Source organism: Pallidibacillus pasinlerensis (assembly GCF_009996845.1).
GTDB classification, from domain to species: domain Bacteria; phylum Bacillota; class Bacilli; order Bacillales; family Caldibacillaceae; genus Pallidibacillus; species Pallidibacillus pasinlerensis.
Genome location: NZ_JAACYS010000053.1, coordinates 1 through 23,286, shown reverse-complemented (window position 1 = coordinate 23,286; position 23,286 = coordinate 1). Strand labels below are relative to the sequence as shown.

Here is a 23,286-nt window from a genome sequence, read left to right as displayed (position 1 = left end):
TAAAAAAAGAGCGCAGGAAAAAAGCGCTCTTTGAGTAAAATGTTTTATTAATATAATTTTAATACTATTCTTCATCTTCAGCCATGAACGTAGCTAGCATTTCTTCAATCATATCCCATTCAGCATCCGTTTCAATTGGCATTAATTCACCTTGTTCTTCACCAGCTTTAAAAGCAGAAGCATGAATTTCAATTTCACCATCTTCATCTTCTTCTGCACTTACTGGATAATATAGAACGTAAGATTTTCCAAATTCCTCTGATTCGAATGTAAATAGAACTTCACAAAGTTCCTCATTACCATCTTCATCAATTACTGTAATATGGTTTGCATCATCCATAATTAAATCCTCCTAAAAAAAGCATCCTTATCAATAATATATTTAAAACTCGTCTAATTATTAACATTAAACGAATTTACTTACTTATACTATCTAAGTAACCTTGTAAAATCATGACAGCAGCCATTTTATCAATGACCTTATTTCGCTTTTTACGACTTACATCCGCTTCTAATAAAATCCGGTTTGCAGCCATCGTAGATAATCTTTCATCCCACAATTCAACAGGTAAAGCAAATTGTTCTTTTATCAGCTCTGCAAAAGCAATACTTGCTTCTCCACGCGGTCCAATGGTACCATTCATATTTTTCGGTAAACCAATGACAACTTTTTCAATTTCATACTGATTGATGATTTCATGTAGTTCATCCAAACCAAATTGTTCTTTTTCTTCATCAATCTTTATTGTTTTAACTCCTTGTGCGGTCCAACCGAAGGCGTCGCTTACTGCAACGCCAATCGTTTTTGAACCGACATCTAAACCCATAATACGCATTACATTTCCTCTCGATGTTGTTGTAAGTATGATTTCACAAGCTCTTCAATAATTTCATCCCGCTCCAATTTACGGATTATATTCCTTGCATCCTTATGCCTAGGAATATAGGCAGGATCACCGGATAATAAATACCCGACAATTTGATTGATTGGATTGTAGCCCTTCTCTTCTAGTGCTGTAAAAACTTGAAATAAAACTTGTTTTACCTCTTGTTCTATTGGTTCCTCGGGAAAATCGAATTTCATCGTTCGATCAAGTGAACCCATTGGAAAAGCACCTCGCTCTCAACTTCCTTACAAAAGTTACTTGTCTTCATTTTACACTACTTATCCGTATTATGAAATGTTTTTATATACTCTTCGACAAAATTCAACGCTTCATCAAGTTTGTTTGGATCTTTTCCGCCAGCTTGAGCCATATCTGGACGGCCACCACCGCCACCGCCACAAATGCCAGCAACTTCTTTAATGATTTTTCCTGCATGATATTGTTTCGTTAAATCCTTCGTAACACCTGCAATTAGCAGTACTTTTTCATCATGTACAGCTCCTAGGACAATTATACCTGATTCTAGTTTTTGTTTTAAATCATCTAACATTGTCCGTAGTTGTGTAGATTCTGAAACTTGAACTTTACTTACAAGCAGATTCACATCATTTACTTGTTTTACTTGGTCAAGTAAGTTGCCTGCTTCTAAATGACTTAGTTTGCCAGATAATGATTCAATTTCTTTATGCAATTCTTTCATTTCTTGTTGCAACTGTTCAATTTTTGTTGGTACATCAGCAACTTTTGTTTTTAATTTTTTCGCTGCATCTTTTAAAAGATTAATTTGGTCACTCATAAAGCGATAAGCTTTTTCACCTGTGACAGCTTCAATTCTTCGAGTACCAGCACCAATACCACTTTCAGATACGATTTTGAAACTACCGATAACAGCAGTATTATCTACATGGCAACCACCGCATAATTCAATTGAGAAGTCACCCATTTTTACAACCCGAACGACATCGCCGTATTTTTCGCTGAATAGTGCCATTGCACCCATCTCTTTAGCTTCTTCCAATGATGTATGGAAAACTTCGACTGGAATAGACGCCCAAATTTGCTCGTTAACGAGTTTTTCAATTTGTTCAATTTCTTCGTCTGTCACTTGACCGAAATGTGAAAAGTCAAAACGTAACCGATCGACTTCAACAAGGGACCCTGCTTGGTTTACATGGGTGCCAAGCACATCCTTTAATGCTTGATGTAATAAGTGTGTTGCAGAGTGGTTTCTTTCAATATTAATACGGCTTGTCGCATCAACTAGCGCAACAGCAATTAATCCTTCTGAAACTGTTCCTTCAACAATTTTTACATGGTGTAAGTTTTGTCCATGGGGTGCTTTTTGCACATCGATAACTTCGACTTTAAAGCCTTCTCCACGAATCTCGCCGCGGTCACCGATTTCACCACCCATTTCTGCATAAAATGGAGTTTGATCTAAAATAATCTCAACTTCTTCCCCCGCTTTAGCAGAATCAACTTTTACTCCATCTTTAAATATGCCAATCACTTTTGCTTCAGCTTCAAGTCTATCATAACCAATAAAACTACTTTCATCAGTGAAGTCTCCTAAATCTCCACCTTGCACATGCATGGAGTCAACATCTTGACGAGCTTGTCTTGCCCGCTCCCGCTGTGCTTCCATTTCTCTTTCAAAACCTTCTTCGTCAATTTTCAGGCCCGCTTCTTCAGCATATTCTTCCGTTAATTCTACTGGGAATCCGTACGTATCATATAAACGGAAGACATCTACACCGTCGATCGCCTCTTTGCCATTTTCCTTCGCTTTTTTAATCACTTCAGAAAGAATAGCTAGTCCATCATTTAACGTTTCATGGAAACGTTCCTCTTCATTTTTAATTACCCGTTGGATGAAATCGGATTTTTCATGAACTTCAGGATAATAATCGGCCATAATTTCACCGACAACTGGCACTAATTCATACATAAATGGGCGCTCAATGCCAATTTGCTTAGCGTAACGAACTGCACGACGTAGTAGGCGACGTAATACGTATCCACGACCTTCGTTTGATGGAAGTGCTCCATCACCTACCGCAAAAGCTACTGTACGAATATGGTCTGCGATAACTTTAAAGGCAACATCTCGTTCATCATCTTCACCATATCTCACACCAGCAATTGCTTCTGTTTGTTGAATAATTGGCATAAATAAATCTGTCTCAAAGTTTGTTTTTGCATCTTGAATAACAGATGCCATACGCTCTAAACCCATGCCTGTATCAATATTTTTATTTGGTAATGGGGTATACGTACCATCCGGATTATGGTTAAATTGTGAGAAAACTAAGTTCCAAATTTCTAAATAACGCTCATTTTCTCCACCTGGGTAAAGTTCTGGGTCAGACGGATTATCACCATATTCAGGTCCACGATCGTAGAAAATTTCAGAGTTCGGTCCACTTGGTCCTTCACCGATATCCCAGAAGTTTCCTTCTAAACGAATAATGCGTTCTTCAGGAATACCAACTTTTTCACGCCAAATTTTGTACGCTTCCTCATCTTCGGGATGGATTGTTACTGATAATTTTTCAGGATCAAAGCCAATCCAATTAGGACTTGTTAAAAATTCCCAAGCCCATAAAATCGCTTCCTCTTTGAAATAATCACCGATAGAGAAGTTCCCTAACATTTCAAAAAATGTATGGTGACGTGCTGTTTTACCTACATTTTCGATATCATTAGTCCGAATCGATTTTTGTGCATTCGTAATACGTGGATTTTCAGGTATTACCCGTCCATCAAAATATTTTTTTAAAGTTGCAACACCACTATTAATCCAAAGTAATGTTGGATCATCTACGGGAACTAGTGAGGCACTTGGTTCGACTTTATGACCTTTTTCTTGGAAAAAATTTAAAAACATGCGACGAATTTGTGCACTAGTTAATTTTTTCATTATTGTTTCCTCCTTAAATTAATACATTTTGGAACAAGCAAAATAAAAAACTCTTCTCCCAAAAAGCAGGGACGAAGAGTTTTTATCCGTGGTACCACCCTGGTTATGGAAATCACTAAAGAATAGATTTCCATCACTCAAGACCTGTAACGCAGGTTTTGCGGCAGGGATTAGCTGCACTCAGGAGTAGCCTTCAGTTACCCTATCCTGGAAATTCTTTCAGCCTCGGAAATTCCTCTCTATAAGGTAGTAGTAACCTACTCGTTCCATCAACGTGTTCATTTATATTACTTATTTCTATTTGGATTATATGCATGATTTTACCATTTGTCAAATTATACTTTCAACGTAAATAGCTATTAGTAGATTAAAGAAGTTTAGTTGTTGTATCCCTATTCTCGTTCAAGATTTTTCCGCTTTTGAAATTGCTCATAAGCTTGCTTAATTGCGGTTTTAATAATCGCTACTGTCGGAACTGCTATAATTAACCCAATGACTCCTCCCACTTCGCCCCCAATTAGTATTGAAAACATAATCATTATAGGATGCATTTGTAGTGATTTACCCATTATTAATGGTGACAGTAAATTTCCTTCTAAAAACTGAAGTGTAAAAACAATTAAAACGACAAATATAATCATTTTTGTCGACATAGTTGCGGCTACAAAAATAGAAGGGATTGCCCCAATAATCGGTCCAAAATAAGGAATAACATTGGTAATCCCAAGGACTGAACCAAGTAACAATGGATATTTTAGATTAATTAACCAAAACAATAAAGAAGATACGAGACCAACTAATCCAGAAATAATTAATTGACCACGAATATAACTTCCAAGAGATACATCTACATTTTTTATAAAAATTTTTGTTTGTTCACGCCATTTTTTCGGAACTAGCGACCAAAACACATCCATCAAATAGTCAATATCTTTGACCATATAAAACGCTATAAAAGGAATGAGTAAAATTAGAAAAATTGATTCTACTAACCAGAGTAAAAAGTTTTTAATGCGTTCTAATATTTTTTCAAACTCAGCATAAATCAGATGAACACTATCGTTAATTTGGTTATGAACACTTAGTGGCCAAGATTTCGTTTTGCTTTCTATTGTTTCAACCCAACGATCAAATTGATTTATAAATTGTGGTAGATTCTCAGATAAATCGATTAATTGTTGAACAAATAACGGAATCCCTTTATAGATTCCATAACCTATACCTCCAAAAAACAAAAGAAAAACGATAGTTACTGATAACCACCACTGCAAGCCATACTCATGAAGTTTTTCAATAAAGGGATGGAGTAAATAGGCGATAAAAGCAGCGACAATAAAAGGAGAGGCAACTTTAAGTATTGCCTGTAATACTGGTTGCCAAATTGGACTAATTTTTATAAAAACAAATAAAACAATAAATAATAAAAGTAAAAAACCTAACCGGTAAAACCATTTTACCTTAATATCCATCGGCAACCCTCCCTATTGTAGTTTGGGAGATATTTAACAAAAGTATACTAGAGAACATTATGCATGGTAACGACGCTCCTCTTCAGAAAACAAATCATCTAATGATGATAAGGACCCATCTTCTTCTACTTGATGTGTGTGAATAATCCCTTTTGATAGAGATAGTTCAATAAAACAATTCCAGCAATAATATTGGTTAATACCGATTTTTCCAATATCTTTACTTCGGCAATTCGGACAAACTAATTCCACATATTTCACCTCACAAATGTAAACATGATAGCATTATGCCCTAATTGCCTTGATTTTAAACACCTTAAATGGAGGTTGGGGTAAATAATGTGGTTGGAAGGCTTCGCTTTAGCAACTCATATAAACATTAAGTAAAATTCTACTTTTCATCTAGCATATAAAACACAAAAAAAACAGCGTTCATCATATTGATCTAACGCTGTATAGATTGTGCCAAAAATCGTTTAATTTTCAACTTTCTCCGCATCTTCCATAAAATCATAAGGTGTAATATCTTCCATCCCAATCATTGGATCTACCTTCATTAACTCTTCTTCATATGAATAGTCTTGTTCGTCATTATCGCCACTAACATCTAAATCAACCACAGCATCAACAGGCTGGTCAATTACCTCTGGTTTGATTTTTTTCTTTAATCGTTCCGTTAACGTTGTATTTCGCAAATTCACATCTGTATTGTTCACGGCAATGTGAAAGGCTTCTTCTTCACCGCAGAGAATTAATTTATCTTTTGCCCTAGTAATAGCCGTATATAATAAGTTTCTGCGCAACATCCGATAATAACCATGAACCATCGGTAAAATAACAACAGGAAACTCACTACCTTGTGATTTATGAATACTACAACAATAAGCTAACGTGATTTCATTTAAATCTTGTCTCGTATATGTAACTTCTGTACCTTCAAAGGAAACGACAATTTGATCTGTTTTTTCTTCTGTTTCTTTTGCATAAAAAATGCTTACAATCTCACCAATATCGCCATTGAACACATTATTTTCCGGTTGATTTACTAGTTGTAAAACTTTATCTCCAACACGGTAAACTACGTCACCAAATTTAATTTCTCTTCGCGGACGTCCCGACTCATTTTGAGCACCGTTAAAAATTTCTTGTAAAATATTGTTTAAGTTATCAATTCCGGCAGGTCCTCGATACATTGGAGCTAAGACTTGAATATCTCTTGAGGTATATCCCTTTTTTACTGCATGTCCAACAACTTGTTTAATAACTTCCGGTATTTGGCTAGTATGACATGGGATGAAGGAACGATCCTTTTGCTGCTTTCTCATATCCTCAGGTAACGCACCATTTTTGATCGCATGGGCTAACTGTATAATTGTTGAACCACTTTCTTGCCGGTAAATTTCTTTTAATCGTACGGTTGGAATCATTCCCGAATCTAATAAATCTTTTAAAACTTGTCCTGGACCAACGGATGGTAATTGGTCTTCATCACCAACAATAATGACTTGGACATTTTCTGGTAATGCTTTAAAAAGATTATGGGCTAGCCAAATATCAACCATCGACATTTCATCAAGGATAATTATTTTCCCTTCAATAGGATTGTCTTCGTCATAATCAAAGGTGTCAGTACCATTCCAACCTAACAATCGGTGAATTGTTACAGCTGGTAATCCTGTTGATTCAGTCATCCGTTTTGCGGCCCGACCCGTTGGTGCTGCTAAAATAAATGGAAATATTTCATCCTTTTTATAATCTTTTGGGTCAAGGGAACAGCCGTGTAATTCTGCATATAATTCAACAATTCCTTTTATAACCGTTGTTTTTCCGGTTCCTGGTCCACCAGTTAAAATTAGCATTGGTGACGATAAGGCCGTTTGAATTGCTTCCTTTTGGGTTGGAGCATATTCTATCCTGAGACGTTCTTCTAGCTCCCCTAATGCAAGTAAAAATTCCGACTCTGGGAAGGCGTCGGCATACTCTTTCTGTTCTAAAATCCGTTTAATATTGTTAACGAGTCCCTTTTCCGAGTAATAAATGGAAGCCATATAAACCCGGTCTTCTTCTGTAACAATTCTTCCTTCTTCTACTAGTTTTAAAAGTTCATATTCAATATCCTCTAGGGGAACTTCTTGCGCTTGACTCGACTCAAGTAATTGTTTTACAGCTAAACAATATGAACCTTTATCTAAATAACAGTGACCTTCTTGCAAACAGTCAGCATCTAATTGATATAAACAAGCTGCTTTAATCCGATCAGGATGATTTCCTTGAATTCCTAACTTCGCACCTAATTCATCGGCACGACTAAAACCGATCCCTTCAATATCTTCCACTAAACGATATGGATTCTTTTGTATAACTTCTAACGTCTCTTCTTTATAAGTTTGATAAATACGCATGGCAATAGATGCACCAAAACCTAACTCATTTAGACTAATCATTATTTTTTCTAGACCTTGATGTTCTACTAAAGTATCGTATAACGTTTTCGCTTTATCTGCTGGAAGTCTTGGAACCGTATCTAGTAAGGACGGTTTTTCGAGAATTCTAGAGATGGCATCTTCACCGAGGACATCAACGATATTTTCCGCTGTTTTTTTACCAATCCCTTTGAAAAGATCACTCGATAAATATTGAATAATACCTTGTTTCGTTTTCGGTATATCTTTCCGAAAATGGCTCACATTGAATTGACGGCCATATCGAGGATGTTCTTGAAATTTTCCATAAAAAATATACGTTTCTTCTTCATACACTTGGGGGAAATATCCAATTACAACGATTTCCTTTTCCTTTAGTTCTACATTTGCTTCTTCAACTTTAATTCGTAGAACCGTATAAAGATTTTCTTCATTACGAAAAATCTTAACAAGCGGTCGACCTTTTATGTATGGTTCATTTGTCATTTCTTCATTCATGGACGTTTCCCCCTTTCTTTTAAGATAAATCTTATCATGTATAAATTTTCCTATTAACCATTATAGTAAAAAACAAGTAAAAATAACAGAAGGACCAACGCTTTATGTAAAAGCTTTGGTCCTTCGTGTAAAACATTATCCTACATAAGTGAGTTGTTTTTCGTTTTTAAATATTTTATCAATCGTACCGCCACCTAAACATTCTTCACCGTCATAAAAAACAACGGCTTGACCAGGTGTGACAGCACGAATCGGTTCATCAAAAATAACTTCCACTTCATCATTGTCAAGTAAACGTACTGTAACATTATTATCTGGTTGACGGTAACGGAATTTTGCCGTACAACGAAATTCCTTCGGTTTTTCCTTATTTGAAACCCAACTTACTTTTGTAGCAATAATAGCATCTGAATATAACGCCTCATTATGGAAACCTTGACCGACTAGTAGGACATTCCGTTCTAAATCTTTTCCAACCACAAACCAAGGATCACCGTCACCACCAATGCCAAGTCCATGCCGTTGACCAATTGTATAATACATTAATCCTTGATGTTCACCTTTATATTCACCCGTCAATGTTTCCATTCTTCCCGGTTGCGCAGGTAAATATTGACTTAAAAATTCTTTAAAATTCCGCTCACCAATGAAACATATGCCTGTACTATCTTTTTTATTTGCCGTTGCTAATCCTGCTTTCTTGGCAATTTCTCGTACTTCAGGTTTCGTTAAATGGCCTAGCGGGAACATAACTTTGGAAATTTGATCTTGGGATAATTGGTTTAAAAAGTACGTTTGGTCCTTATTATGGTCGACACCACGAAGCATTTTCGTCTCCCCATCTTCAACCGTTACACGGGCGTAGTGGCCTGTTGCTAAGTAATCCGCACCTAGTTTCATCGCATGATCTAAAAAGGCTTTAAATTTAATTTCTTTATTACACATCACATCTGGGTTTGGTGTCCGACCTGCTTTATATTCATCTAAAAAGTACGTAAATACTTTGTCCCAGTACTCTTTTTCAAAGTTGACCGCATAATACGGAATGCCAATTTGGTTTGCAACGCGAATCACATCTTCATAATCTTCCGTTGCTGTACAAACACCAAATTCGTCTGTATCATCCCAGTTTTTCATGAAAATACCAATTACATCATACCCTTGTTCTTTAAGTAAATAAGCTGCTACAGACGAATCTACACCGCCACTCATCCCAACAACAACGCGGGTGTTTTTAGGGTCTTTCATGTTTTTTCACCTCCGTTTAATTCGTTAATCTTTTCACTACTTTGGCTGTAATTTTGGCAATCTCTTCTACATCTTCCATCGTTGTACCTAATCCGAAACTGAATCGAATGGAATTAAATAATTCGTCCGATTCAGCGCCAAACATCGCACTTAAAACGTGACTTGGCTCTAAGGAACCAGCTGTACATGCTGAACCACTTGATGCAGAAACCCCTTCTAAATCTAAATTAACTAAAAAGGCTTCTACTTCAGTTCCAGGAAACGAAATATTGACAATATGTGGAAGGCAATAATTCTCACTACCGTTTACTTTAAAATTAATCGCTTCTTCATTTAAACCTTCGATAAATTTTTCACGTAATTGTACATAGAAATCATATTTTTTCTGACGATCTGCCATTATGATTTCCACGGCCTTTTTAAAACCAGCAATCGCCGGTACGTTTTCTGTTCCAGCCCGGCGTTTCCGTTCCTGTTCCCCACCAAAGGAATACGGTTGTAATCGTACACCAGCTTTTTCATAAAGAAAACCAATGCCTTTAGGACCGTTAATTTTATGGGCAGAAACAGATAATAAATCTATATTCATTTCTTTTACATCAATCGGAAGTAAACCATACGCTTGAACAGCATCTGTGTGGAAATATGCTTGATGATCTTTAAGAAGCTGTCCAATTTCGGTAATCGGTTGGATTGTACCAACTTCATTATTTGCAAACATGATTGATACTAAAATAGTATCGTCCCGTAATGCTTTTTTTACATCTTCAACAGAAACACGACCTGTTTCGTCTACAGGTAAGTAAGTTACTTCAAACCCATTTTGCTCTAAAAATTCACAAGTATGCAAAACGGCATGGTGTTCAACCGCCGTTGTAATAATATGTTTTCCTTTGTCTTTGTTGGCAAAAGCCGTACCAATTAAAGCCATATTATCGGATTCAGTACCACCACTTGTGAAAATAATTTCGTTGAAGTTCGCATTGATTGACTTTGCAATGACAGTTCGTGCGTCATCTACAATTTTTCTAGCTTCACGTCCGTATGCGTGAATACTTGATGGATTACCATATATACGATGCATAACCTCTGTCATTTCCTCAACTACATCAGGATGAATAGGAGAGGTTGCTGCATAATCTGCATAAAATTTATTCATCATTACACCTACTTTATTTCGCTATATACGCTTTAAAGTATTATTTTACAAGAAAAAATAATTTACTCAAACAAATGTACAACAAGAACGATTAAATGTAAAACATATAACCTCGCATATCATCATTTTCTGCTTTACTATGTTGAGCTAGATCCGCTAAAGTCGTAGTATCTAAAACTCCTTTAATCGCATCGCTAATTCGAATCCATAATTCTCGTTTAGCTGGCTCTTCTTCATCAATCCCTTCGACTAATTGGATCGGACCTTCTAATACACGAATAATATCTCCTGCCGTTATTTTTTGTGGTTCTTTTGCTAAAATATACCCACCATAGGCTCCACGTATACTTTTCACAAGTCCAGCATTACGTAACGGAGAAACAATTTGTTCTAAATAATGTTCAGACAAATTATTTGATTGTGCAATTGTTTTTAATGGTAGTGGATTTCCATCGCCAAATTTTTTAGCTAATTCAATCATAATTGTTAAACCGTATCGACCTTTAGTTGAAATTTTCATTTTTGCACCTCTTTACCTCATTACAATATCATTGTTAACTACTTTTTCACTTTTTACTTTGTTCATGAGCTTATTCGTAACTTTATAAAAGAATTCAAGGGATATACCTGTTGCATGCCCCAACGTTAAACTAATAATAATTGTGCCAATATGAACAGGACCACCAAGAATCCAACCTACAATTAACACTGCTATTTCCATCACTAAGCGAACATTAGGGATTTTCCATCCCTTTTTAATATGTAAAGCCATCATTAAACTATCGCGTGGGCCTGTTCCAAATTGAGCTGAAATATAAATACCCATACCAATGGCCATAACGACAATCCCAATTATTAAAATAATGAGTTTACTCCAAAAATGAACGGGCTCAATTGGTATAAAAAGAAAGAAATCTATAAAAACTCCCACGAAAAATAAGTTTAAGTAGGCACCTAGTTTCGGCCATTTTTTCATGATGATTGTGGATGTTCCTAATACGATAATACCAACAATAATATTCCAAGTTCCAATCGTCAAACCGAATTGTTGGTATAAACCAATATGTAAAACATCCCAGGGTGATACTCCTAAATCAGCTTGAATTGTAAGTACAATTCCAAAAGACATCGTAATTATTCCGATAAAAAAGATAAAAAACTGAACAAGTTTTTCTTTTCCACTCATCATTCGTCCCACCCTTCATAATTAGGGAAAGAGCCATATCTTTAAAATTATAGCATATTTTTTACTACAAAACTAACTGAAGTCAAGTCTTCCACGTAATGATCGACTATTTTTAAGGACACACAGTGCTCCTCTCCTTTTCCTTACGTATATTTTATGCTAAATTAACTGTAGAACATATATTCTGTTTCGATAAATGATTGAAGGTGAATTAATTATGAGTGGAAAACCATTGGCCTATCGTATGCGACCTAGGGTACTCGATGAAGTTGTCGGCCAACAGCATCTCGTTGGAGAAGGAAAAATCATTCACCGAATGGTAAAAGCAAGACAATTGTCATCCATGATTCTTTACGGTCCACCAGGCGTTGGTAAAACATCAATTGCCAGTGCCATTGCTGGTAGTACGGACTATGCATTTCGTATGTTAAATGCTGTAACGAATAATAAAAAGGATATGGAAATTGTCGTAAAAGAAGCAAAAATGAGCGGAAAAGTAATTTTGCTTTTAGATGAGGTCCACCGTCTAGACAAAGCAAAACAAGATTTTTTATTACCTTATTTAGAAAACGGGATGATTGTTTTAATTGGAGCAACGACTGGGAACCCATATCATGTGATTAATCCAGCGATACGGAGTCGCTGTCAAATTTTCGAACTAAAACCATTACAACCAAAAGATGTGAAAATCGCTTTAGAACGGGCTTTACAAGATGAAGAGCGAGGGTTAGGAAAATACAAAGTAAAAATCGATGATCAAACGTTGGAATTTATTGCATCACGGTGTAACGGGGATGTTCGTAGTGCCTTAAATGGTCTCGAATTAGCAGTTCTCTCGACAGAAAAAAGTGAAGATGGTTGGATCCATATCGATATTTCTGTTGCAGAAGAATGTATTCAGAAGAAAAGTTTTAGTCATGATAAAGATGGCGATGCTCACTATGACGTATTATCTGGCTTTCAAAAATCAATCCGTGGTAGTGACGTAAATGCTGCCCTCCATTATTTAGGACGATTAATTGTCGCCGGTGATTTACCAAGTATTGCGCGAAGACTTTTAGTTATTGCTTATGAAGATATTGGACTAGCTAATCCAATGGCGGCAGTACGAACCCTTGCAGCTGTACAAACCGCAGAGCGAATCGGTTTTCCTGAAGCACGTATACCATTAGCAAATGCCGTCATAGACTTATGTTTATCACCGAAATCAAATTCTGCTTATTTAGCTATCGATGCGGCAATTCAAGATATTGAAAATGGGAAAGGCGGGGAAGTTCCTGACCATTTAAAAGATGCCCATTACAGCGGGGCGAAAAAACTAGGACGCGGATTAGATTATAAATATCCACATGATTATAAAGGCGGCTGGGTCGATCAACAATACCTTCCAGATACGTTAAAGAGGAAAAAATATTACGAACCGAAAACGACTGGAAAATACGAAGCAGCCCTCGCGCAAGTATATGACAACATTAATAATTTAAAAAGTAATTAGCACTAAAAAAACCGCCCTTGGAAATTTCCAGGGCGGTTTTTAGTATTTTATTATTTTGAAGACAAAAAAGTTAATAAAATAAACAAAAAGAGGGTCCCAATTGTGCCGTCGTTGTGAATGCCAACGTTTTGAACCCGCTCTAGGCAGGTGGGTGCCCTGTCTTAAATTTTGCAAGTCCTGCTTTCACAGGCATTTGCGCTATTTAAGAACTTCCGGACTCCCTTTTGGCAATGTGTTCGGTCAAAACTTGGGAAAACTAACGGACACATCAGGACTCTCTATTTAACTGTATAATAACATACTAACAATCAGTATTTCAATATTTCCGAGTTAAGTAATTTACTCATTTTTTGGTAAGTTTAATGATATTTTTAACTCATCTAATTGATCCGGGCTAACTTCACTTGGTGCGTTTGTTAGCGGATCACTTGCACTTGCTGTTTTCGGGAAGGCAATCGTATCACGTAAGTTGCTTCGACCTGCAAGTAGCATAATAAAGCGGTCTAACCCAAGGGCAATTCCACCATGTGGCGGTGTACCATATTCAAAAGCATCCATCAAGAAACCAAACTGTTCCCGGGCTGATTCCTCTGAGAATCCTAACACTTTAAACATTTTCTCTTGAATATCCCGTTCAAATACACGGATTGAACCTCCACCTAATTCGTATCCATTTAGAACAATATCGTAAGCTTGTGCACGGACACGCCCAGGATCTGTTTCAAGTAATGGTAAATCTTCTCGAACTGCCATTGTAAACGGATGATGTGCTGCATAATAGCGACCATCTTCTTCGTCATATTCTAATAATGGCCAATCTGTCACCCATAGGAAGTTATATTTAGATTCATCAATTAATCCTAATTCTTTTCCTAATTTTAAACGTAAGGCACCTAAACTATCGGCAACAACGGATTTTTTATCAGCAACAAATAATAATAAGTCGCCTGCTTCAGCATCAAATAATGCTTTTAATTGATTTTGGATGTTATCGTCAAAGAATTTTGCAATCGGTCCTGTAAAACCTTCTTCTGTAACTTTAATCCATGCTAAACCTTTTGCACCATAGATTTTCACAAACTCTGTTAAAGCATCAATATCCTTACGAGAATATTGCTCCGCACTTTGTTTCACATTTATGCCTTTTACTTGACCGCCATTGGCAACAGTACTTGCAAACACTTTAAATTCTGATTCTTTCACAATCTCAGAGGCATCGACAAGTTCCAAGCCAAAACGTGTATCAGGTTTATCTGAACCGTATCGCGCCATTGCGTCATGGTAAGTTAAACGCGGGAAAGGTGTTGGAATATCGATTCCTTTTACATCTTTCATCACTTTTTTCATCATTTGTTCAATTAACGCCATAATATCTTCTTGGCTCATGAAACTCATTTCCATGTCAACTTGCGTAAATTCGGGTTGTCTATCCGCACGTAAATCTTCGTCACGGAAGCAACGAGCAATTTGATAATAACGGTCAAGTCCACCAACCATTAATAATTGTTTAAAAATCTGCGGACTTTGTGGTAAAGCATAAAATTGACCAGGATGTACACGGCTCGGTACTAAATAATCCCGTGCTCCTTCAGGTGTGCTTTTCGTTAAAATTGGTGTTTCTACTTCTAAAAATTCTTCTCCGTCTAAAAAGTCACGGATTGCTTTTACAGTTTTACTTCTTAAACGTAACGTTTCATACATCTCTGGACGGCGAATATCGAGGTAGCGATATTTAATACGTACCTCATCTGCCACTTCTGTACCATTTTCGATTGCAAATGGTGGTGTTTTAGCTTTATTTAAAACTGTAATTTCTTCACATTGAATCTCAATTAAACCTGTTTTTAATTTCGTATTTTCCGTACCTTCAGCACGGGGAACAACTTTACCTTTTACATCAAGGACAAATTCACTGCGGATACCTTCAGCAATTTTAAAACTTTCTGGTGAATCTACTGGGTTAATGACGACTTGAACAATACCTGTACGGTCTCTTAAGTCGATGAAAATTAGTCCACCTAAGTCACGTCTTTTTTGCACCCAACCTTTTAAAACAACGGATTCACCAATATTTTTTTCAGAAACTTCACCACAATAATGTGATCTTCCAAACATGTCTTTCTCCTCCTTAGTTAAACCATTGCTTAACAACGTCGATGAATTCTGATAATTTCACTTCTTCTTGTTCACCTGATTGCATATTTTTCACTTGAACTTCGCCTTTTTCCAGTTCATCTTCACCAATAATAACGACATAATTAGCGTTTAATCGGTTCGCTGATTTCATTTGGGCTTTCATTTTTCTATCTTGATAATCGCGATCAGCAGTAAAGCCGTTATTTCGTAAATCCGCTAATAGCTTCACTGAGTAATCTTTCGCTGCATCACCTAAAGCAACAATGTAAAAATCTAATTGATCATCAAAATCAACTTGAACATTTTCTGCTTCCATTGCCGCTATTAAACGTTCAATACTTAAAGCAAAACCAATACCTGGTGTTTCTGGACCACCGAATTCTTCGACAAGACCGTTATAACGTCCACCACCACATAGGGTTGTAATGGCACCAAAACCAGGTGCAGAACTCATAATTTCAAAGGTTGTTTGATTATAATAATCAAGACCGCGAACAAGAGTTGAATCTACTGTATATTCAATTCCAAGCCCATCTAAATATTGTTGTACCTTTGCGAAGTATTCTTTCGAATCATCGTTTAAGTAATCTAAGATTGATGGAGCTGTTTCCATTAGTTCATGATCTCGGTCTACTTTACAATCTAAAATTCGTAGTGGATTTTTCTCTAAACGGCTTTGACAATCTTTACAAAACTCACCAATTCTCGGTTTGAAGTGATTAATTAAAGCTTCACGGTGTTCTAGTCGAGATTCTTTATCTCCAAGACTATTAATGACTAAATTCAAGTTTTTTAAGCCAACGGATTTATAAATATCCATCGCTAAAGCAATAACTTCTGCATCAATTGCCGGGTCAGCACTACCTAGTGCTTCAACACCAAACTGAACAAATTGACGGTAACGCCCAGATTGTGGACGTTCATATCTGAACATCGGTCCCATATAATACAATTTAATTGGTTGGTTAGGATAACCGAACATTTTATTTTCAACAAAGGAGCGTACAACAGACGCAGTTCCTTCAGGTCTTAATGTTAAGTCTCGTCCACCACGATCTTGGAAAGAGTACATTTCTTTTTGAACGATATCAGTCGTATCGCCGACACCTCTTGCAAAAATTTCAGTATGTTCAAAAATTGGCGTACGAATTTCTTCATAACGATATTTTTTTGTAACTTCTTTTACTTTGTTTTCAATCCATTGCCATAATCTCGCTTGTTCTGGCAGAATATCTTGAGTCCCACGTGGGATTTGTACGTTCATTCCAATTCCTCCTTGTTAAGAATACTTTTTTGTCTTATGTAGGCATGTAACGGTAAATATGCTAATAATAAAAAAGCCCCCATCCCTTGCCGAAACAAGGGACGAGAGCTGTTCTCGCGGTGCCACCCTACTTGAAGAAGAAATGACCATTCTCCTTCCACTTACCAGTTAACGCCTGTTTACGTAATACCCTTACTAAACGTTTATGCATCGTCTTTCAGAGCTATCCTCGGGAGTGTCTTTCATTGTGGCAGTATGCAGGAATGCTCTCAGCCACGGCATTCCCTCTCTTTCCACCTGGATCACAACTACTTTTCTCCGTCATTAGATCAAATTATGTATTTTTCTTTGATTATTTTATATTAAGTAATGGTGCGAAAATTGTCAAGTCCTGTTTGTATGATGTTTAGACTTTGAAAATCTCTTATCTATGAACGATTTAAACGCTTTTTTAATTTTCTCACATCACCTAATGAGATTCCAAATTCGGACGCTATTTCAAACATTGTACTATCTTCTTCGGTATCAATAAATTCATGAAAGTTTACCCCAAAGACACCTTTAGATGTTAAATTGGCTTGATGATGTTTGTCACTTGCACGCAAGTTTATACACTCCTTTTTAGCGGATGCCGTTTTGTTGTTTTCTCTATTATGTCCTTTAACACAACAAAACTTTCACGATTCATCAGTTTTTTGGAGTGTTTAAAAAAGAGGAACAAGAGATTTACCCCTGTTCCATCAAGATTCGAGAAGAAGAGTGACCGGACCGTCGTTTGTAAAACGAACATCCATCATTTCACCAAAAACTCCTGTTTCAACGGTTAAGTCCTTCTCCCTTAATTTCTCGTTAAAGTAATCATATAATTTTTTTGCTTGATCCGGTTTTGCAGCAGCCATGAAGTTTGGCCGTCTCCCCTTTCTCGTATCTCCATATAAAGTAAATTGGGATACAGAAAGAATTGCTCCACCAACATCTTTTATCGAAAGATTCATTTTTCCATTTTCATCTTCAAAAACACGTAATCCTGCTATTTTTTCAGCTAAATAATCTGCATCTTTTTCCGTATCTTCATGGGTGACGCCAACAAGAAGTACAAACCCTTTTGCAATTGCACCGGCAACTTCGTCATTTACAGTTACTGTGGCGTCTTTTGCTCTTTGTAATACGACCCGCATAAAATGCCTCCTTTAGTTCAATACCCGACGTACAGCATAAACATCGTGAATCTGTTTAATACGGTCAACAACCTTCTGCAGGTGGGCCACATTTTGAATTGAAATCGATAGGTGGATGATTGCCATTTTATTCCGGTCGGTTTTACCATTTACAGCTGAAATATGAGTTTTCGTCTCATTTACTGCCTGAAGAACTTCATTTAGTAATCCTCTTCGATCAAAGCCATTAATCTCAAGATCCACATTGAATTCCTTCTTATCAGATGCATAACCTTCCCATTCAACAGGAATTAAGCGGTCTTTTATATTCGCATCTTGAGCGTTTGGACAGTCAGCACGATGGACTGAAATTCCGCGTCCTCTTGTGATATAGCCAACAATTTCATCACCTGGTATTGGATTACAACATTTTGATAAACGAATTAATAAATTATCAATCCCTTTTACACGAACACCTGCATCGCGTCGGCTTCGATGTTGGGTTGATTTCAATTCGTTTATTTCTTTTAATAATGCTTCATTTTCAATTTCTTTCTTTTTACGAAGTGGATCTGTTAGACGGGTTGCAATTTGCGCTGCGGTAATTCCGTTATAGCCAACAGCTGCATACATATCTTCTTCGTTAGCAAAATTGAATTTTTCCGCTACCCGTTGAATATTTTCAGGTGATAGGACTTCTTTCAAATCAAATTCAAGCTTCTGAATTTCCTTTTCAACAAGTTCTTTACCTTTGACAATATTCTCTTCTTTTAGTTGTCGTTTAAAGAATTGTTTAATTTTATTTTTCGCTTGTGACGTCTGGGCTAGCTTAATCCAATCACGGCTTGGACCGTATGAATGTTTCGAAGTTAAAATTTCAACAATATCGCCAGTTTTTAATTTATAATCTAGCGGTACCATTTTACTATTCACTTTCGCACCGATTGTTTTGTTACCAATCTCAGTGTGAATGCGGTATGCAAAATCAATTGGCACTGAACCTGCTGGTAGTTCAATTACATCGCCTTTTGGTGTGAAAACATACACCATATCGGAAAACAGATCCACTTTTAAAGACCGCATAAATTCTTCAGCGTTTTGAGTTTCATTTTGATATTCTAGTATTTCTCGGAACCATGTTAATTTCTTTTCAAAATGATTACCGGCATTTGCTCTTTTACCTTCTTTATATGCCCAATGGGCCGCAATACCGTATTCAGCAATGTTATGCATATCATGTGTGCGTATTTGCACTTCCAACGGATCTCCTTTTGGACCAATTACCGTTGTATGCAATGATTGGTACATATTTTGCTTCGGCATCGCAATATAATCTTTAAAGCGACCCGGCATCGGTTTCCAAGCTGTATGGATAATCCCTAAAACGGCATAACAGTCCTTAATACTATCCACAATAATGCGAACTGCTAACAAATCATATATTTCGTTGAATTGCTTATTTTGATGGGCCATTTTCCGGTAAATACTATAAATATGTTTTGGACGACCGGTAATTTCAGCTTGAATATTTAATTCATTAAGGCGCTTTTTAACTTCTTCAATTACTTCTAGAACATGCTCTTCTCGTTCAGCACGTTTCCGTTTCATTAAATTCACAATACGGTAATATTGTTGTGGATTTAGAAAACGCAGAGCCGTATCTTCTAATTCCCATTTAATTTTCGAAATTCCTAAACGATGTGCTAAAGGAGCAAAAATTTCTAACGTTTCATTGGCAATTCGTCTTTGTTTTTCTTCAGGTAAATGTTTTAATGTCCGCATATTATGCAAACGGTCAGAAAACTTAATTAAGATGACACGAATATCCTTTGCCATCGCCACAAACATTTTTCGATGGTTTTCCGCTTGCTGTTCTTCATGGGACTTAAACTTAATTTTACCTAATTTTGTAACCCCATCAACGAGCATTGCAATTTCTGAACCAAATTCCTGCTCTAAGTCTTCAAGTGTAATCGAAGTATCTTCTACGACGTCGTGGAGAAAACCAGCACAAAGGGTGGCTGGGTCCATTTTCAAATCCGCCAAAATGCCTACGACTTGAATTGGGTGAACAATATAAGGTTCACCAGATTTTCTCACTTGTCCTTCGTGAGCTTTCTCTGCAAATTTATATGCACGATATACGAAATCACAATGTTCTTTATTTAAATATGATTTTATTTTTTCCATACAATCATCGATTGTAATAGCCTGATCTGAACTCATAATATCACCTTTACAAATAAATCCGTTAATTTGACTTATCCTAATTATCTAAAAATGTATTCAATATAAAATAATAACACTTGTAAAAAAAGAATTAATTGATTTTATTATCTTGAAAAACAAATGAATTGTAAAGTCCTTTGTATATTTTTTAACAATCGAATAAAACTAATCACATTTTTAAGTTCTAAATAAAGGAACAGCTTGGCAATTTAGCCAAGCTATTCAAACCTTTAATCGTCATATGTTAATAACGTTTTAATATCGATATCTTTTAATTTGTCACGACCGTTTAAGTAAGATAATTCAATTAAAAATGCTGCTCCTACAACTTTTCCACCTAGTTTTTCAACAAGGTTCTTAGTTGCTTCTATTGTACCACCCGTTGCTAACAAGTCGTCAATGATTAGTACTCGTTGACCTGGTTTTACAGCATCTTTATGAAGGGTTAGCGTGTTTTTACCGTATTCAAGAGAATAATCAACTTTAATTGTCTCACGTGGTAACTTACCTGGTTTACGCACTGGTGCAAAACCTACACCTAAAGCATAGGCAACGGGACAACCAATGATAAAGCCGCGAGCTTCTGGACCAACTACAATATCAATTTCTTTTTCTTTGGCAAATTCTACTATTTGATCTGTTGCATGTTTAAAGGCTTCACCATCAGCCATTAAAGGTGTAATATCTTTAAAACTTATCCCTTTTGAAGGGTAATCTTCTACAATCGCGATGTATTTTTCTAAATCCATGCGTTTTCCTCCTCAATATTCACTTTTGTCATAAACTGATCAAACCATTTTTTTAAATCATTATAAGTTGAATAAAGTAGAATTTTTTCCAATTCCATATGGTCAATTCGTTGTTTATACGTTGCCGATTCAGACAAATTACGTTTTTCTGGCGAATTTACAACAGATACAACACCATCACTTATTGTAACAAAGTCTAAATCAAAAAACACTTTTGTCATAAAATTAATTGATTGAAGTGACAGACCAATATGTTTTGCTAAATCATGACCTCTTTGTCGGATATCAAAGCTCTTTTGTTTTAGCAGAAAAGCATAATACCATTTAAAATGCTCTCTTTTTGGCATTGTACTAAAAAGTGCAGTTTCTTCTTGATAAAAATGGGCATAAATTCGTGGAATATTTTTATCTGAAATAAGAGCCTCAATAAATTGCGCTGTAGGTGGCAAATCAACAAAAACTATATTACAATTTTGCACATCAGTATTTTTTGCATCATCAATCGTAGGAATCATGATGATATCTTGTAAAAATGGTGCTAAATGTAATGTTTCAATAGTTTTCTCATGGAACACAATAAATTTTCGATTTTCATGAGGTAATTTATCAATCCATTGGTCGATTTTCCGATGACCACGGTAATCAAATAATTGCCATTCTTTAATTGCCATATCTTTGACAAGTATTTGTGGTTTACGAATATTATTCCATTCATTAATGTCTAATTCACCAACTAAGGAAACGTTAGCGAGAGGCGAAATGTGATCAGCTAATGGACCTAAATTAAATCCAATACCATCGACCTCAGTATCATCATTTGCTAAAGTCATTTTTAAATGTTTTCCGTCACTACCAACCGGTCGCATATTCGGAAGTTGAACATCCTCAACCATTATAATCGGATTCGGATTATCTGTCCCATAAGGAGCTAGTTTTTCCAACTGTTCGATTGTCTCAATCGTAATTTCATCTAGTGAAACAATGCCATCCACTTCCGTCTCAAGAACAAAATCTTCTGGTTTTAAAAATTCATTAGCAATCGTATTTAATCGTTCCCGTAGATGATCAACATCGTCGATTTTCAATGTCATTCCTGCAGCCATTTTATGGCCACCAAAATGCGGTAAAATATCACGACATTTACTTAGATTTTCATATAAATCGAATTTCGGGATACTTCGACCAGAACCTTTTGCAAGTCCCGTATTTACATCGTAGGAAAATACGAGCGCAGGCTTTGAAAATTTTTCTACTAGACGGGAAGCTACTATACCAATGACCCCAGAATGCCAACCGGGTTTTCCAATGACAATAACTTGGTTATTTTTGTATTTTTCATTTTCACTAAATTCTGCAATAGCTTCCTTCGCAACCTCTTCTACTATTGATTGCCTTTGAACATTGAGCTCATTAATTTCTTGCGCAATCGCCATTGCTTCGTCCATACTTTCCGATAAGAACAATTCAACGCCTATATCTGCAGAGTCTAGTCGACCAGGTGCATTTATACGTGGGCCAATGGTAAAACCAATCGTAACCTCATTAACATTGTTAATATCGACACCCGCAACATTTAATAGGGCTTTTAATCCTAAATTATGACATGTAGGTAATAATTCTAATCCTTTTTTTACAATGTAGCGGTTTTCATCTTGTAATGAAACTAAATCACCGACAGTGCCAATGGCAACAAACGGAAGTAAGTATTCTGGTATTTCTCCTAACAAAGCAGTAGCTAATTTAAATGCAACGCCTACTCCAGCTAATTCACGGAAAGGATAAATTGAACCTGGTCTTTTCGGATGAATGATCGCTAATGCTTCGGGAAGCTCAGGACCTGGTTCGTGGTGGTCCGTAATAATCAAATCAAGACCGATTTCTTTCGCTACTTCCGCTTCATGTATAGCAGCAATACCGTTATCAACAGTAATGATTAAGTCTGTACCTTGATCCTTTAAAAAGCGAAATGCTTCCTCATTCGGACCATAGCCTTCAGTAAAACGGTTTGGAATATAATAATCCGCATGAGCACCTAATGATCTCAATGTGGATAATAAAACATAAGTACTTGTGACACCATCGGCATCGTAATCCCCGTACACGGTAATTTTTTCTTCATTTCGTATCGCTTGATTGATTCGTTCGATGGCAATATGCATGTCTTCTAATAAAAACGGATCGTACAATTCTCCTTCGTTGAATAAAAAAGACTTAGCCTTATCAATCGTTTCAATTCCTCGATTAACTAATAATTTCGCAACTAGAGGTGTTACATTCAATTCATTTATTAAATTGTTTACTTTATCATCATTCGCTTGGCGAATCTTCCAATGTGTCTTAGATTGTAACATTTCGTTCACCTCTCAACCTTTCTATTATACAAAATTGAGGTATTAGAATCAATGAATGGATTATATTGTTGAAACTGTCTTCCCAAAATATGAATAAAGGGGCTGTCTAAAAAGT

Annotated in this window: 19 protein-coding genes, 1 other RNA gene and 2 other annotated features; of the genes, 1 reads left to right on the top strand and 19 read right to left on the bottom strand. The window is 36.3% G+C overall.

Features of this window, described 5'->3' with window-relative positions:
• Positions 1-64 precede the first annotated feature (64 nt).
• The 11 genes from GW534_RS11265 to GW534_RS11215 form a co-directional block, all read right to left on the bottom strand.
• Positions 65-340, bottom strand: coding sequence for a DUF1292 domain-containing protein (locus GW534_RS11265; protein ID WP_161921119.1), 276 nt, complete (start codon positions 338-340; stop codon positions 65-67).
• Between the two features lie 76 nt (positions 341-416).
• The gene (gene ruvX / locus GW534_RS11260; RefSeq protein ID WP_161921118.1) at positions 417-836 is read right to left on the bottom strand and encodes a Holliday junction resolvase RuvX; all 420 of its coding nucleotides are present in this window, start codon (positions 834-836) and stop codon (positions 417-419) included.
• On the bottom strand, positions 836-1,105 hold the full coding sequence (locus tag GW534_RS11255) for an IreB family regulatory phosphoprotein (protein WP_161921117.1): 270 nt from the start codon (positions 1,103-1,105) through the stop codon (positions 836-838). The genes ruvX and GW534_RS11255 overlap by 1 nt, the downstream gene beginning before the upstream one ends.
• A 56-nt stretch (positions 1,106-1,161) precedes the next feature.
• Positions 1,162-3,807: an alanine--tRNA ligase gene (gene alaS / locus GW534_RS11250; protein WP_161921116.1), complete on the bottom strand. Its 2,646-nt coding sequence runs from the start codon at positions 3,805-3,807 to the stop codon at positions 1,162-1,164.
• A gap of 64 nt (positions 3,808-3,871) precedes the next feature.
• Positions 3,872-4,089, bottom strand: a binding site (T-box leader).
• Between the two features lie 110 nt (positions 4,090-4,199).
• On the bottom strand, positions 4,200-5,276 hold the full coding sequence (locus GW534_RS11245) for an AI-2E family transporter (RefSeq protein WP_161921115.1): 1,077 nt from the start codon (positions 5,274-5,276) through the stop codon (positions 4,200-4,202).
• 57 nt (positions 5,277-5,333) lie between these two features.
• Positions 5,334-5,528: a hypothetical protein gene (locus GW534_RS11240; protein ID WP_161921114.1), complete on the bottom strand. Its 195-nt coding sequence runs from the start codon at positions 5,526-5,528 to the stop codon at positions 5,334-5,336.
• Positions 5,529-5,752: 224 nt separating this feature from the next.
• A complete protein-coding gene (gene recD2, locus GW534_RS11235) occupies positions 5,753-8,197 on the bottom strand; it encodes an SF1B family DNA helicase RecD2 (RefSeq protein ID WP_161921113.1) in 2,445 nt (814 codons plus the stop codon).
• A gap of 135 nt (positions 8,198-8,332) precedes the next feature.
• Positions 8,333-9,445 carry a tRNA 2-thiouridine(34) synthase MnmA gene (gene mnmA, locus GW534_RS11230; RefSeq protein WP_161921112.1) on the bottom strand — a complete coding sequence of 371 codons (1,113 nt, stop codon included), beginning with the start codon at positions 9,443-9,445 and terminating at the stop codon, positions 8,333-8,335.
• 16 nt (positions 9,446-9,461) lie between these two features.
• On the bottom strand, positions 9,462-10,604 hold the full coding sequence (locus GW534_RS11225; protein WP_161921111.1) for a cysteine desulfurase family protein: 1,143 nt from the start codon (positions 10,602-10,604) through the stop codon (positions 9,462-9,464).
• A gap of 91 nt (positions 10,605-10,695) precedes the next feature.
• Entirely contained in the window at positions 10,696-11,124 is a 429-nt protein-coding gene (cymR, locus tag GW534_RS11220) for a cysteine metabolism transcriptional regulator CymR (RefSeq protein ID WP_161921110.1), read from the bottom strand.
• A gap of 12 nt (positions 11,125-11,136) precedes the next feature.
• Positions 11,137-11,790: a YczE/YyaS/YitT family protein gene (locus tag GW534_RS11215; RefSeq protein ID WP_161921109.1), complete on the bottom strand. Its 654-nt coding sequence runs from the start codon at positions 11,788-11,790 to the stop codon at positions 11,137-11,139.
• A gap of 217 nt (positions 11,791-12,007) precedes the next feature.
• Between GW534_RS11215 and GW534_RS11210 the strand changes: the two genes are divergently transcribed.
• A complete protein-coding gene (locus tag GW534_RS11210) occupies positions 12,008-13,285 on the top strand; it encodes a replication-associated recombination protein A (protein ID WP_161921120.1) in 1,278 nt (425 codons plus the stop codon).
• 89 nt (positions 13,286-13,374) lie between these two features.
• Here the strand turns inward: GW534_RS11210 and ssrS are convergent.
• The 8 genes from ssrS to recJ form a co-directional block, all read right to left on the bottom strand.
• Positions 13,375-13,563: non-coding RNA, 6S RNA (gene ssrS / locus GW534_RS11205), on the bottom strand.
• A 61-nt stretch (positions 13,564-13,624) separates the two neighbouring features.
• Positions 13,625-15,400: an aspartate--tRNA ligase gene (aspS, locus tag GW534_RS11200; protein WP_161921108.1), complete on the bottom strand. Its 1,776-nt coding sequence runs from the start codon at positions 15,398-15,400 to the stop codon at positions 13,625-13,627.
• A 13-nt stretch (positions 15,401-15,413) separates the two neighbouring features.
• Positions 15,414-16,685 carry a histidine--tRNA ligase gene (gene hisS, locus GW534_RS11195; protein WP_161921107.1) on the bottom strand — a complete coding sequence of 424 codons (1,272 nt, stop codon included), beginning with the start codon at positions 16,683-16,685 and terminating at the stop codon, positions 15,414-15,416.
• Between the two features lie 94 nt (positions 16,686-16,779).
• Positions 16,780-17,019, bottom strand: a binding site (T-box leader).
• A 94-nt stretch (positions 17,020-17,113) separates the two neighbouring features.
• Positions 17,114-17,290: an RNA polymerase subunit sigma-70 gene (locus GW534_RS11190; protein WP_161921106.1), complete on the bottom strand. Its 177-nt coding sequence runs from the start codon at positions 17,288-17,290 to the stop codon at positions 17,114-17,116.
• 135 nt (positions 17,291-17,425) lie between these two features.
• A complete protein-coding gene (gene dtd, locus GW534_RS11185) occupies positions 17,426-17,863 on the bottom strand; it encodes a D-aminoacyl-tRNA deacylase (protein ID WP_161921105.1) in 438 nt (145 codons plus the stop codon).
• 12 nt (positions 17,864-17,875) lie between these two features.
• Positions 17,876-20,068 (bottom strand): RelA/SpoT family protein, encoded by a 2,193-nt coding sequence (locus GW534_RS11180; protein WP_161921104.1) that lies wholly within the window; start codon positions 20,066-20,068, stop codon positions 17,876-17,878.
• 233 nt (positions 20,069-20,301) lie between these two features.
• Entirely contained in the window at positions 20,302-20,820 is a 519-nt protein-coding gene (locus tag GW534_RS11175; RefSeq protein WP_161921103.1) for an adenine phosphoribosyltransferase, read from the bottom strand.
• Positions 20,811-23,171 carry a single-stranded-DNA-specific exonuclease RecJ gene (recJ, locus tag GW534_RS11170; protein ID WP_161921102.1) on the bottom strand — a complete coding sequence of 787 codons (2,361 nt, stop codon included), beginning with the start codon at positions 23,169-23,171 and terminating at the stop codon, positions 20,811-20,813. Before recJ ends, GW534_RS11175 begins: the two co-directional genes overlap by 10 nt.
• Between the last annotated feature and the right edge of the window lie 115 nt (positions 23,172-23,286).

What these genes read in the sequence shown, in the direction of transcription:
- GW534_RS11215 (WP_161921109.1), bottom strand. Translation starts at nt 11,790, where the DNA reads ATGAGTGGAAAAGAAAAACTTGTTCAGTTTTTTATCTTTTTTATCGGA.
- GW534_RS11225 (WP_161921111.1), bottom strand. Translation starts at nt 10,604, where the DNA reads ATGAATAAATTTTATGCAGATTATGCAGCAACCTCTCCTATTCATCCT.
- cymR (WP_161921110.1), bottom strand. Translation starts at nt 11,124, where the DNA reads ATGAAAATTTCAACTAAAGGTCGATACGGTTTAACAATTATGATTGAA.
- GW534_RS11180 (WP_161921104.1), bottom strand. Translation starts at nt 20,068, where the DNA reads ATGAGTTCAGATCAGGCTATTACAATCGATGATTGTATGGAAAAAATA.
- hisS (WP_161921107.1), bottom strand. Translation starts at nt 16,685, where the DNA reads ATGAACGTACAAATCCCACGTGGGACTCAAGATATTCTGCCAGAACAA.
- ruvX (WP_161921118.1), bottom strand. Translation starts at nt 836, where the DNA reads ATGCGTATTATGGGTTTAGATGTCGGTTCAAAAACGATTGGCGTTGCA.
- alaS (WP_161921116.1), bottom strand. Translation starts at nt 3,807, where the DNA reads ATGAAAAAATTAACTAGTGCACAAATTCGTCGCATGTTTTTAAATTTT.
- GW534_RS11175 (WP_161921103.1), bottom strand. Translation starts at nt 20,820, where the DNA reads ATGGATTTAGAAAAATACATCGCGATTGTAGAAGATTACCCTTCAAAA.
- GW534_RS11245 (WP_161921115.1), bottom strand. Translation starts at nt 5,276, where the DNA reads ATGGATATTAAGGTAAAATGGTTTTACCGGTTAGGTTTTTTACTTTTA.
- GW534_RS11265 (WP_161921119.1), bottom strand. Translation starts at nt 340, where the DNA reads ATGGATGATGCAAACCATATTACAGTAATTGATGAAGATGGTAATGAG.
- mnmA (WP_161921112.1), bottom strand. Translation starts at nt 9,445, where the DNA reads ATGAAAGACCCTAAAAACACCCGCGTTGTTGTTGGGATGAGTGGCGGT.
- dtd (WP_161921105.1), bottom strand. Translation starts at nt 17,863, where the DNA reads ATGCGGGTCGTATTACAAAGAGCAAAAGACGCCACAGTAACTGTAAAT.
- GW534_RS11210 (WP_161921120.1), top strand. Translation starts at nt 12,008, where the DNA reads ATGAGTGGAAAACCATTGGCCTATCGTATGCGACCTAGGGTACTCGAT.
- recJ (WP_161921102.1), bottom strand. Translation starts at nt 23,171, where the DNA reads ATGTTACAATCTAAGACACATTGGAAGATTCGCCAAGCGAATGATGAT.
- GW534_RS11255 (WP_161921117.1), bottom strand. Translation starts at nt 1,105, where the DNA reads ATGGGTTCACTTGATCGAACGATGAAATTCGATTTTCCCGAGGAACCA.
- aspS (WP_161921108.1), bottom strand. Translation starts at nt 15,400, where the DNA reads ATGTTTGGAAGATCACATTATTGTGGTGAAGTTTCTGAAAAAAATATT.
- recD2 (WP_161921113.1), bottom strand. Translation starts at nt 8,197, where the DNA reads ATGAATGAAGAAATGACAAATGAACCATACATAAAAGGTCGACCGCTT.